A 13,149-nucleotide genomic window follows, 5' to 3' on the forward strand; every position below is an offset into this window, starting at 1 on the left:
CCGACAACACATTGTTACTCCAGATTCTTACGATACTGAATAAATCCAGGCTTATCGGCTAACTTGTCGTATAACGCCTGGCCCGCCGCATTGGTTTCATGTGTGTGCCAGTAAACGCGTGAAGCGCCATGCGCTTTAGCATGTTGATACACACCTTCAATCAATGCGCGCCCAACGCCTTTCCCACGTGATGCTGGCGCTGTGAAAAGATCCTCAAGATAGCAATGATCCCCAGCCGACCAGGTGCCACGGTGATAAACCATATGGGTAAATCCGAGCATTTTCCCTTGCTCATCAAACGCCCCCAACGCATACATCGGCTCAGATGGCTCAAGCATTCTTTGCCAGGTTAACTGGGTGACTAAGTCACTGAGTTGCGAATTATAAAATGTTAAATACCCCTGCCATAACGTGGTCCACGCGGCATAATCACTCGCATCCAGCGCCCTGACTTGCAAAGCATTTCGGGAGGGTAACGTGCGATTCCCCATCAGACCTTCCCGAATCTGGGACAGCCCCTGTTGCTGTAGGCCATCAGGCATATTCTCAACCGACAGCCAGGTTTCAAACGCTTGTTGAATCAATGGCCATTCACTATCGAGAATCGAAAACCATGCAGTATCGCGAGTCCGCTTTTTATACACTACTGCCTGCCGGAACAGCCCTTCATAACGGAAACCAAGACGAATCGCCGCATGGCGCGATGGGCCATTTAAGCTGTCGCATTTCCATTCATAACGACGATAACCAAGCTCAAAGGCATATTTCATCAATAAATAGTGCGCTTGTGTCGCTTGAACCGTGCGTTGTAACAGCGGGGTGTACATCACGAAACCCACTTCAACCACGCCGTTCGCCGGGTCAATACGCATTAAAGAGAGTGTGCCGACCGCATCACCACTTTTAGTATCAACAACCGCATAGTGTAGCGGGTCGTTACTTCGCGCAGCAGTATCGATAAAATCGGCAAATTGCTGTTGGTCACTAAAAGGTCCAACACTCAGATATGTCCAGCCACGGTCATCTTTGGCTGTGTTCCACGCAGCCCATAACGCAGCAGTATGGTCATTAGTTAGCGGTTCGAGGCGGCAAAAGCGCCCTTCCAGCACAACGCGCTGTGGACGCGAGCAAGGCTGCCAACCCGGCAGCGCATTGCCAACAGGTTGTTGATATTCATTTAATCCAGTCAATCGGTGCCTCACAGAGGGTTGGGATAAGTTCTCTGAATATAAACAAGTAATGGCATAACAAAAAGAACCATTATTTTGCTGTCTTAGCAGACCATAATTAATGATTTAAATCGCCACCAACCCGCGCACTCCATCATTTTCCATATCCTTTCCCGCACCACGTTGGATAATTGACCCGCGCGACATAATCAAATAGTTGTCGGCAAGCTCCGCTGCGAAATCATAAAACTGTTCCACCAGCAAAATCGCCATATCGCCCCTGGCTGCAAGGTTGCTAATAACCTGACCGATCTCCTTAATCACTGATGGCTGAATGCCTTCGGTGGGTTCATCCAGAATCAGGAGCTCGGGTTTACAGGCCAGAGCACGGCCAATGGCCAGTTGCTGCTGTTGCCCACCAGAAAGATCGCCGCCGCGTCGCTGTTTCATCTCTTTTAGCACCGGGAAAAGTTGATAAATCTCCTCCGGCACCTGTCTGGCTTCATATCCGGCAAAACGCGAAAGCCCCATCAGCAAATTTTCTTCAACCGTGAGGCGCGGAAAAATCTCACGCCCTTGTGGCACATACGCAATCCCTGCCTGAACGCGCTGGTGTGGTTTGCGACTGGTGATGTTGTTTTGCTGCCAGATAACGCTGCCAGATTTCGCTGGAATCAATCCCATCAGGCATTTCAGCAATGTGCTTTTCCCAACGCCGTTACGCCCGAGCAGGCAGGTGACTTCACCTATTTTTGCTTCAAAAGTCACACCGCGCAGAATATGACTGCCGCCGTAGTACTGGTTTAGATCGTTGACTTGCAACATATTGCCCCCTTAGCGCCCCAAATAAACCTCAATCACCTGCTCATTGGCCTGCACTTCACGCAGAGAACCTTCCGCCAGCACCTGGCCCTGATGCAATACCGTCACGTGATCTGCAATGGTTTCCACAAAGCCCATATCGTGTTCCACCACCATCAACGAATGCTTGCCCGCCAACCCGCGGAAAAGCTCGGCGGTATATTCTGTTTCCGCATCGGTCATCCCTGCCGCGGGTTCATCCAGCAGTAGCAAATGCGGTTCCTGCACCAGCAACATGCCGATTTCCAGAAACTGCTTTTGCCCATGAGAAAGCAACCCTGCTTTGCGGTCGCGCTCAGCACCCAGGCGTAACGTTGTCAGCATTTCGTCGATACGGTCACGCTGTTCTGAATTGAGTTTGGCCCGCAGACTCGCCCATACGGATTTATCCGCTTTTTGCGCAATCTCCAGATTTTCAAACACCGTCAGCGCTTCAAACACCGTCGGTTTTTGGAACTTCCGCCCGATACCACGTTTGGCGATGTCAGCCGGTTCTAAGCGCATTAAATCAATCGACTGATCGTAAAATGCCCTGCCACTCTGCGGTTTGGTTTTACCCGTAATCACATCCATCAATGTGGTTTTCCCAGCTCCGTTCGGCCCAATCACGCAACGCAACTCACCTACACCGATATTGAGCGACAAATCGGTCAGTGCTTTGAAACCATCAAAATTGACATTGATATTTTCCAGCATCAAAACCGGATCGGTCCTGTCGCGATAACGGTCTGCTTCATGCTGACGGGTAAATAGCGGTTCGCCTGGTTGCATCATTTTTCTCCCTTACGAAGCAAGCCAATCACGCCACGCGGTAAAAACAGGGTGACGACAATAAAAATAAGGCCAAGAAATAGCTGCCAGTATTCCGGCACAGCCATGGTGAAATAGCTTTTTGCCCCGTTAACCAACCCCGCGCCAAGAACCGGGCCGAGCAATGTGCCGCGCCCGCCCAGCGCTACCCAAATAGCCGCTTCAATGGAATTCGTCGGCGACATTTCGCCAGGATTGATAATGCCCACTTGTGGCACATACAACGCCCCAGCCAAACCACACAGCACCGCAGATAACGTCCACACCAGCAGTTTGAAACCGCGCGGGTCGTAACCACAGAACACCAGGCGGTTTTCAGCATCACGCACGGCGGTTAGCACACGGCCAAACTTACTGCGGGCGAGCGCAAAACCTATCCCCAGGCTTGCTACCAGCAATAACACCGTGGCTATAAACAGCCCGATTCGCGTACTCGTCGCGGTGATTGGCATGCCCAACAGCGTGGTAAAACCGGTGAAACCATTGTTGCCACCAAAACCCGTTTCGTTACGAAAGAACAGCAGCATTCCGGCGTAGGTCAGCGCCTGGGTCATAATCGAAAAATACACCCCTTTGATTTTTGAACGGAAAGCAAAAAAACCGAACACGAATGCGAGTAAACCCGGCACCAGCACAATCAGCGCCAATGCCCAGGCAAAATGCTGCGTTCCCCACCAGAACCACGGCAATTGATCCCAGGAAAGAAACGACATAAATGCCGGCAGCCCATCACCTGCGGCCTGGCGCATCAAGTACATGCCCATTGCATATCCCCCCAGTGCGAAGAAAAAACCGTGGCCGAGGGAAAGTAAACCGGCATATCCCCACACTAAATCCAGCGCAATGGCGACAACCGCGTAACACAGAATTTTGCCAACTAAAGTCAGCGTATAAGTGGAAACACTCAGGGGATGGCTGGCGGGCAGTAACGTCAGGAATGGCAACGTCAGCATCAGCACCACAATCAGCGCTCCCAGCACCGCGCTTAATCGCGGCGCTTTGCGGGTCAGGGTTAACGTCAGCGGCTGGCTCATCAGTCAATAACCCTCCCTTTCAGGGCGAACAGGCCTTGTGGGCGTTTCTGGATAAACAGAATAATCAGCACAAGGATAAGAATTTTGCCCAGCACCGCGCCAATTTGCGGTTCCAGAATTTTGTTGAAGATACCCAGTCCGAATGCCGCCGCGACTGTCCCCGCCAGTTGGCCGACACCGCCGAGCACCACCACCAGGAATGAATCAATAATGTAACCTTGCCCAAGTTCCGGCCCAACGTTACCCAACTGGGAAAGCGCCACACCACCAAGTCCGGCAATTCCCGAACCAAGCCCAAACGCCAGCATATCCACACGCCCGGTTGGCACGCCGCAGCAGGCAGCCATTGCGCGGTTTTGCGTAACCGCTCGCACATTCATGCCCAGACGGGTTTTATTGAGCAGCAGCCAGGTAAACAGCAACACCAGTATCACAAACCCAATCACCACCAGGCGGTTCCACGGCAAAATCAGGTTCGGTAATACCTGCACACCACCGGAAAGCCACGCCGGATTCGCCACTTCCATGTTTTGCGCACCAAACACCATGCGCACAATCTGGATAAGCATCAGGCTTATTCCCCACGTTGCCAGCAACGTTTCTAGCGGGCGTCCATAAAGATGACGAATAATCGTGCGCTCCAGCGCCATACCAATACCGCCGGTGATAGCGAACGCCACTGGTAGCGCAACTATCGGATAAAACGCCAGCCACGCCGGTGCATATTGTTGAAACGCAGTTTGCACAAGCCAGGCGGAATACGCGCCAAGCATCAACATTTCGCCATGCGCCATGTTGATAACGCCGAGTAAGCCGTATGTTATCGCCAGCCCCAGCGCCGCTAGCAGCAAAATAGAACCCAGGGAAAGCCCCATAAAGGCCTGGCCGAGTATGTCGCCCAGCATCAGGCGATGCTGAATTTTTTGTAGCCCATCGCTTGCCGCTTTGCGTATTTGCGCGTCAGGTTCGGTTTGTGCATCGGTCAGCGGTTTTAACAGCGCCTGGGTATCGGGATCCCCAGAATGGCTCAACAACTTCACGGCATTCAGACGCAGATTCGCGTCTGCACTGGTAAGTTGAAGGCGGGCAATTGCGCCCTCAAGAGCCGTTTGTACATCGCCATTTTGTTCAACTTTAAGCCTTTGTTCTATAAGCGGTAACACATCAGGCTGAGCGTCACGTTGTAATGCTCGTGCCGCTTGCAAACGCTGTGTGACATTGTCACTTATAAGTTGATGGCTCGCCAACGCACTACCGGCAAGAATACGTAAACGGTTGGTGAGACGGACTTTCTTCACCTCACCCATGGGCACTTTTATCTCGCCAAGCGGCGTAAGCGTGGTGCCATTTTGCGAAAAGGCATGATGCTGTTGGTCGATAACCAGGCTTTCTTGTGAAAGCGCACTGAGCAACGGGAGGCGTTTTGCATCCGGTGCCACCGCCCAGTTTTGCAGTAACCTGGCCTGCTGTGTGCGGTTTGCCGCCGCAAAATCCTCGGCATCTGCGGCGCGAGCGAAACACGGCAGTAGCCAGGCCGCGAAAAATAGCCAGCGTACAAGTTTCATGGGCGACTCCTCAGTTTTTGCTCACCCTCCCATTCAGAAAGAGTGAGCCGGCAGTTTTAGTTGCTAACCATCTTTACAGGCTCTTCAGGCTTCTTATCATTACCTGCAATGAACGGGCTCCATGGCTGCGCACGAACAGGTTGGTCGGTCTGCCACACCACGTTGAACTGGCCGTTACCTTCGATTTCGCCAATCATCACCGGTTTATGCAGATGGTGGTTGGTGGCATCCATGGTCAGCGTAAAACCAGACGGCGCTTTATAGGTTTGGCCCGCCATTGCCTCACGCACTTTGTCGACATCTGTCGTTCCTGCTTTTTCTACCGCTTGCGCCCACATATGAATACCGACATAAGTCGCTTCCATTGGGTCGTTAGTTACCACGGTGTCAGCATTGGGCAACTTGTGCGCTTTGGCATAGGCTTTCCATTCGGCGACAAACGCTTTGTTGGTTGGGTTATCGACTGACTCGAAGTAGTTCCACGCCGCCAGGTTACCCACCAATGGTTTGGTATCGATACCGCGCAGTTCTTCTTCGCCTACTGAGAACGCGACGACCGGAACATCAGTCGCTTTTAGGCCCTGGTTTGCCAGTTCCTTGTAGAACGGCACGTTGGAATCGCCATTGATCGTTGAGATCACCGCCGTTTTGCCACCCGCAGAAAATTTCTTGATATTGGCAACAATGGTCTGGTAATCGCTGTAACCAAACGGGGTATAAACTTCTTCAATATCTTTATCCTGCACCCCTTTGGAATGCAGAAACGCACGCAGAATCTTGTTGGTGGTGCGCGGATAAACATAATCCGTACCCAGCAAGAAGTAGCGTTTCGCCGCCCCTCCGTCTTCGCTCATCAGGTATTCAACCGCCGGAATCGCCTGCTGGTTGGGTGCCGCACCGGTGTAAAACACGTTTGGCGACATCTCTTCACCTTCGTATTGCACCGGATAGAACAGCAGCCCGTTCAATTCTTCAAACACTGGCAATACAGACTTACGCGAAACCGATGTCCAACAGCCAAACACCACCGCCGCTTTATCCTGGCTTAACAACTGGCGCGCTTTTTCAGCGAACAACGGCCAGTTAGATGCGGGATCAACCACTACCGGTTCGAGCTGTTTCCCCAACACGCCGCCTTTGGCGTTAATGTCAGCAATAGTCATCAACGCCACGTCTTTTAGTGGCGTTTCAGAGATAGCCATAGTGCCGGACAACGAGTGCATGATGCCCACTTTGATGGTGTCGGCGGCCTGCGCGCTGAAGGCCAAACCCATGCTGACAACTGACGCTGAAAGTGCGAAAGCTTTAATAAAGGTGCGACGTTGCATAGTGTGTGTACTCCAAAACTAAGTCTGAATTAACGAATAACCCCATGCTTCGCCTGATGAAGCATATGGAGAGTAATTTGACGAACCTCTTGCTGACTTGCGGCGATATGGTCGTGTAAGCGGGTTTGCGCCTCCAGAAGTTGACGGTTCAAAATGGCGAGCAAGATCTGTCCATGCTCGAGATACGTGGCACTGACGCGCGGGCGTTGGGTAAAATCCAGCCGCCGCACAATACGAATCTTTTCTGTGATTTCACGATGGACCCGTGCCATTTCTGGGTTTCTCGTGGCCTCAACCAGCGTCATATGGAAAACCTCATCGTGGCTTGCGACTTCCGCGCCATCTGGCAGTTGCGGTGCATCAATCCAGAACTGCTTTAGTGTCTGTAATGGCAGTGGGCAGACTTCCGCAGGTAACGCGCACAACCGTTTTACGGCTTCGAGTTCAAGCACAATGCGCAGATCGTAAAGCGATTCGAGATGGTCGAAATCGATAGCTTTTATCTGCCAGCCACTGCGCGGCTGCACTTCGACATAACCTTCCTGTTCCAGTGCATACAGCGCCTGGCGCACGGGTGTCCGGCTTGCTGCACAGCGCTGGGCAATATCGTTTTCGCTAAAACGATCGCCAGGAAGCAACTGGAAATCGAAAATCTCCTGCTTGAGTCGGTGGTAAATGCGTTCGGCGATACCGGTGTTTTTTATTGGCATCGGTTTGCCCTCCCATCCATCACACTGCATCCAACCACAGCAGCGCATCCCCAGGCCCCACCGGGCGTCCCTGCTGGCAACTGATGCGAATAACGGTGCCGTCGCAAGGTGCGGCGACCATCAGTTCCATCTTCATGGCTTCCACCACAATTAGCGGCTCACCCTGTTTCACGGCCTGCCCGGGTTCGACGAGAATCTTCCAGATATTGCCGTTCAGATCAGCGCTCACCAGATGGCCTTCCTGATCTTCAATCACCTCTTGTTCCGCCAGCATTGCACTCTCAACGGCGGCATTTTCCTGTTCTTTCCAGTGCGCTACTTCGCTATCAAACGCCCGTTTCTGACGGTTACGGAAATCAGAAATGTCAGTCTCATTTTCATCAAGGAACTGTTGATACTCAGCGAAATCAAACTCCACTTCCTCAACGCGAACTTGTGCCCGCCCTTCGCGGAATGCGGTGCGAAACTCGGTCAACTCATCTTCTGTCACCGGATAGAAACGCACCTGGTCGAAGAACTTCAGCAACCACGGCTCGTCACCAAACTGGGCGTTCTTGAGGAATTTGTTCCAGATAGGCACTGTGCGCCCGACAAGCTGGTATCCGCCGGGTGAATCCATGCCGTAAATGCACATATACATACCGCCGATCCCGACGGTGCCTTCGGCAGTCCAGGTACGGGCCGGATTGTATTTAGAGCTAAGTAAGCGGTGGCGCGGATCCAGAGGCACAGCGCACGGTGCGCCGAGGTAGACATCCCCTAGCCCAAGAATCAAATAGCTGGCGTCGAAGATTATCTGTTTCACTTCATCGCGATGCGTCAGGCCATTGGTGCGCTGGATAAAATCAACGTTATTGGGCAGCCATGGCGCATCGGCACGCACGGTTTCTTGGTAACGTTCTACGGCGGCCAATGTGGCACTGTCTTCAAAGGCCATCGGTAAATGTACGATGCGCGATGGAATTTTGAGTTGGCTGACATCGCCAAGCTGTTTTTCCAGACCGAGCAATAACGTCAGCAGTTGTGATTGGGAAATATGTTGGCTGTCGTAGCGCACTTGCAGTGAACGCACACCCGGTGAAAGCTCCTCAATGCCGGAGATCCCGGTTTTTTTGATGGCTTTCATCAGCAGATAAATACGCAGGCGCAGTGCCAAATCCAGCACGTTGTCGCCGTACTCAATCAGCACATAGTTGTCACCTGCCTGGCGATAAACCACCGCAGGTAAACCGTCCTGTTGGTCGAGTTCGGCAAGAATTGCCGCACTCGAGGTGGTGGTGGGTGTAATCGACGGATGCAAATCTGGCAGCGTTAAAACATGTAGAAGGTTGGTCACCGCCACCTCCTGCGCAATTTCCAGCGATTGTGCGTGTTCAAAGGTAATCGCGTGGAAACGGATCCGGTCGCCGGGTTTCACTTGCCCTACTTTCCACAACTCGGCCCTGGCAATGGTGACCGGGCAAACAAACCCACCCAGGCTTGGGCCGTCACGCGTCAGAATAACCGGGAAGTCACCGGTAAAATTCACCGCCCCAATGGCATATTCACAATCGTGAACATTGGAAGGATGCAACCCCGCTTCACCGCCGTCAGCACGTGTCCACTCGGGTTTTGGGCCAACTAAACGCACACCAAGACGGTTTGAGTTGTAATGAACCTGCCACTCGGCATCAAAGAAAATCTGCATGGATTCAGGAGTAAAGAAATCTGGTGCGCCATGTGGGCCGTACAACACGCCAATTTCCCACAAATCGCTGTACTGCGGGATAACAGCAGGTTCCGGTGTTTGCGGCAGTGAAATCGGTGCGGGCGTGGTACAGGCGGGTAAACAAGGCTGGGAGATTGCCAACACATCCGCCACGCGCAAGGTGCGCCCGGCATGTCCACCAAACTGCCCGAGCGCAAACGTCGAACGACTACCAAGATAAACCGGCACGTCTATCCCATTGCGCACAGCCAGATAAGTGCGACAACCGGAAGTGGCGCGGCCTAGTTTCAACGTCTGCCCCGCTTTTACGATAACGGGCTGCCAGTATGGAACGGTTTCATCATCAAGCGTCGCCGGGCATTCGGCACCCGTTAATGCGATGGTTGCCGCACTATGAAAACACAACGTTGGCCCTTGAAGGGTAAATTCCAGACCTGCAGCAGACGGATGGTTGCCGACAATGCGGTTTGCCAGGCGGAACGCAAAATCATCCATTGGCCCGGATGGAGGCACGCCGATATCCCAATAACCGAGGCGGCCAGGGCTATCTTGCACGCTGCTCCAGGTGCCGGGTTCAAGCACTTCAATGGCGTGCGCCTCGTAAACGACGCTATCGAGCAGACGCGTCCACATTACTCCGGCTTTAAATTCCGCCAGTTGTACGATTTGGCGCAGATAATCCAGATTGGTAGCGATGCCGTGCAAACGCGTAGCAGCGAGTGCCGTGTTCAGTTTACTTAACGCCTGCTGGCGATCGTCACCGTAAACGATCACTTTTGCGATCATCGGATCATAGAATGTGCTGACTTCACTGCCGGTGCTGACCCAACCATCGACGCGCACATTGTCTGGGAAGAAAACATCGGTCAAAACACCAGGGCAAGGCATAAAGTTTTTCAGCGCGTCTTCAGCATAAATTCGCACTTCAATCGATGCGCCTTTCGGCGGCTGTGCCATACGATGCCAGTCAAGCGTGACGCCCGAGGCAACATTTATCATGCACTCAATAAGATCCACACCCGTGACCATTTCGGTAACCGGGTGTTCCACCTGCAAACGGGTATTCACTTCAAGGAAATAGAACGCATCGCGTGCGGCATCGTAAATAAATTCAACCGTACCCGCGCTGCGGTAGTTCACCGATTCACCCAGCGCCACTGCAGCAGCATGAATGGCAAGGCGTGTGGCCTGCGGCAAGTTTGGTGCAGGCGTTTCTTCAACCACTTTTTGGTTGCGGCGTTGCAGTGAACAGTCGCGTTCCCCTAACGCCACCACTTTGCCTTTGCCATCACCAAAAATCTGCACTTCGAGATGGCGAGCGCGGTCGACAAAACGTTCGATAAACACGCCATCATCGCTGAAAAACTGCTGGCCCATGCGTTTTACGCTTGACCAGGCTTCAATCAAACTCGCTTCATCGTCACAGCGAGTTAACCCGATCCCACCACCACCCGCAGTCGTTTTCAGCATGACCGGATAACCAATTTCCGCTGCGGCGAGTTGTGCTTCTTTAAGCGTTTGCAACAACCCGGTTCCTGGCGTCATCGGCACACCTGCTTTAAAAGCCAGTTCGCGAGCGCAATGTTTCAGGCCGAAATCACGGATTTGCTCAGCGGTTGGGCCAATAAACACCAGGCCGTTATCTTCGCAAGCCTGAGCAAACTCGGCGCGTTCAGACAAAAATCCATAGCCTGGAAAAATCGCCTGCGCACCGCTGGCTTTTGCCGCCGCAATGATTTTTTCGATGACGAGATAGCTTTCAGCCGCCTTTTCGCCACCCAGCGCAATGGCGATATCCGCATCCATCACGTGCTGGGCATTGGCGTCGGGGTCGGAGTAAACCGCAACGCTTGCGATACCCATTTTCTTCAGTGTTTTCATTGCGCGAACGGCAATTTCACCGCGGTTTGCTATCAATACAGAACTAAGCATAATTCCTCCTCAGGCGCTGTGGTGACGGGCAAGCCAGGCTTTCCAGCCGCCCCACGCGGTGATATCCGTGGCGTCCATGAGTGCAACGGGTTCACAAATAAACCCTTTCACGCAGGTACCGTTCTCAAGCGTCAACGTGCCAATCCCAAGCGGTGCCGGGATCTGCGCAACAAACTCACCAAAACGCGCCAGTGGGATATCCCACAATTCAACGGCAATCGGCTGCCCTTCGCTGCTACGGACAAGACCCGGTTTTGGCGGTTGCGTATTGGCTAGTGCATAAAGTCGGTAATTTGCTGTGGTGCGGGATTCTTCGATGAATACCGCATTACGCGTGGTGAGCTGGTGGTTTAGCGGCATACCGCGCAGATGTGCGCCCACCACTGCAACGCGAACGTGATTAGCTGAAGTTTTTGCGGTGTTGATCGCAGGAAGAGTTTTATCAGTAGCACCCAGCGGTAAGTTCAGCGTCTGCTGCCAGCTTTTACCAAAGTGGCTCAGTGCCTGGTCATGCCATGCTGGGGCAATAAGCGTGATGCCCGCGGGTAAGCCGTCTTCACGGAAATCACCCGGCAACGCCAGCGCACTCAGATCGGCCAAATTAGTGAAATTTGTGTAAGTGCCAAACTGCGAGTTATATCGCACCGGTTCCTCGGCCATGTCAGCAAGAGTGTGAATAGTCGGCGACGTGGGAACCACCAGCGCGTCGAAATCGCCAAGCTGCGCATTGATTTTTTGTGCCAGTTCAGCTCGCGTGTATTCTGCCTGCCAGGCGTCACACGCCGTGTAGTTCAGGCCGTTTGCCACAATACCGCGCACGGTTGGGTCCATTGCTTCAGGCTGAGCTTTGAAAATTTCACCCACTGCGACGGTGCGCTCTGCCACCCACGCACCGTAATACAACTGTTCTGCAAGTTGGTTAAAGGCACTAAAATCAATCGGTACCAGCTCAATGCTCTGCTGCTGCAAACGTTCCAGAGTTTTGCCAAAAGCCGCTTCGCTCTGGCTATCGCCAAAAAACTCAAGTTGGTCAGGGATGGCAAAGCGCAGATTTTGACTAAAGCGTGCCGGAGCAGTTTGCGGGTTTGTCCGTGAGTACGGATCTTGTGGATCGTAGCCACCCGCAATAGCTGCCACTGTTTCTGCGTCTTCAACAGTTAAGGCGAATATCGAAACACAGTCATTCAGACGACAGGCTGGCACCACGCCGGAGGTGGAAATCCAGCCTTTTGTGGGTTTCAGGCCAACAATATTGTTAAAACCCGCAGGTACGCGCCCGGAACCCGCGGTATCCGTTCCCAGCGAGAAACAAACCAGCCCGCGAGCCACCACCGATGCCGATCCCGAACTTGAACCGCCGCTCACATATTCAGGATTGAAGGTATTTTTGACCGCACCAAATGGCGAACGCGTACCGACAAGCCCGGTTGCAAACTGATCGAGGTTAGTTTTGCCAACAACAATCGCACCCGCGGCTTTCAGGCGGGCAATTACCGTCGCATCTTTGGTGGGCTGATAAGTAAAAGCAGGACATCCCGCACTGGTGGGCATTCCGGCAACGTCAATATTATCTTTGACTGCAAATGGCACGCCTAATAAAGGAAACTCACTCGCTTGTTTTTCACCCGAATTAATAGACTGAAAAATTGTGGTTAATTGCGCGTAAATTTCATCATTGGTCGCAATATAAATCCAGGCATTATCTTCCTGTGAGATGTTATCGCATAGCGTCTGGAAAGCCATGCCCAGCTGCTGCGGTTGCTGGCAATAAAATGCCACCCATTCAGAAATCGTTGACGCTGACATAGACTGGAATCCCATCTGGTATACAAGATGAGATGAATAAAGCAGTTATTGTGCCAGTTTTTTAAGTTATTAATTATAAACAATATTATATGAATTACTGGTCTGTGCGATAAAACATTCGCACTATAACAGCGCGTAACTACGTAATTAACATCAGGTCATGAATCATCATGGGGCATTAATTATTTAAGTATAAGTAATTCTTATTGCTACAGAAGGTGTGTGG

9 protein-coding genes are annotated in these 13,149 nt (G+C 52.4%); all 9 read right to left on the reverse strand.

Features of this window, described 5'->3' with window-relative positions:
• Positions 1-14: 14 nt before the first annotated feature.
• Positions 15-1,190 (reverse strand): GNAT family N-acetyltransferase, encoded by a 1,176-nt coding sequence (locus FH968_RS17895; protein ID WP_139882054.1) that lies wholly within the window; start codon positions 1,188-1,190, stop codon positions 15-17.
• 105 nt (positions 1,191-1,295) lie between these two features.
• The gene (urtE, locus tag FH968_RS17900) at positions 1,296-1,994 is read right to left on the reverse strand and encodes an urea ABC transporter ATP-binding subunit UrtE (RefSeq protein WP_139882056.1); all 699 of its coding nucleotides are present in this window, start codon (positions 1,992-1,994) and stop codon (positions 1,296-1,298) included.
• A gap of 9 nt (positions 1,995-2,003) precedes the next feature.
• Complete coding sequence (gene urtD / locus FH968_RS17905) at positions 2,004-2,801, reverse strand: urea ABC transporter ATP-binding protein UrtD (protein WP_139882119.1); 798 nt, start codon at positions 2,799-2,801, stop codon at positions 2,004-2,006.
• Positions 2,801-3,874, reverse strand: a complete 1,074-nt coding sequence (gene urtC, locus FH968_RS17910) for an urea ABC transporter permease subunit UrtC (RefSeq protein WP_139882059.1) — start codon at positions 3,872-3,874, stop codon at positions 2,801-2,803. Before urtC ends, urtD begins: the two co-directional genes overlap by 1 nt.
• Positions 3,874-5,439 (reverse strand): urea ABC transporter permease subunit UrtB, encoded by a 1,566-nt coding sequence (urtB, locus tag FH968_RS17915; protein ID WP_139882061.1) that lies wholly within the window; start codon positions 5,437-5,439, stop codon positions 3,874-3,876. The genes urtC and urtB overlap by 1 nt, the downstream gene beginning before the upstream one ends.
• 56 nt (positions 5,440-5,495) lie before the next feature.
• Complete coding sequence (gene urtA, locus FH968_RS17920) at positions 5,496-6,767, reverse strand: urea ABC transporter substrate-binding protein (protein ID WP_139882063.1); 1,272 nt, start codon at positions 6,765-6,767, stop codon at positions 5,496-5,498.
• Positions 6,768-6,796: 29 nt separating this feature from the next.
• Entirely contained in the window at positions 6,797-7,477 is a 681-nt protein-coding gene (locus tag FH968_RS17925) for a GntR family transcriptional regulator (protein WP_189389214.1), read from the reverse strand.
• A gap of 19 nt (positions 7,478-7,496) precedes the next feature.
• Entirely contained in the window at positions 7,497-11,117 is a 3,621-nt protein-coding gene (uca, locus tag FH968_RS17930) for an urea carboxylase (RefSeq protein ID WP_139882065.1), read from the reverse strand.
• Positions 11,118-11,126: 9 nt separating this feature from the next.
• Complete coding sequence (gene atzF, locus FH968_RS17935; protein ID WP_139882068.1) at positions 11,127-12,923, reverse strand: allophanate hydrolase; 1,797 nt, start codon at positions 12,921-12,923, stop codon at positions 11,127-11,129.
• Positions 12,924-13,149 lie beyond the last annotated feature (226 nt).

It is taken from the genome of Buttiauxella sp. B2 (assembly GCF_006376615.1).
Classification (GTDB): domain Bacteria; phylum Pseudomonadota; class Gammaproteobacteria; order Enterobacterales; family Enterobacteriaceae; genus Buttiauxella.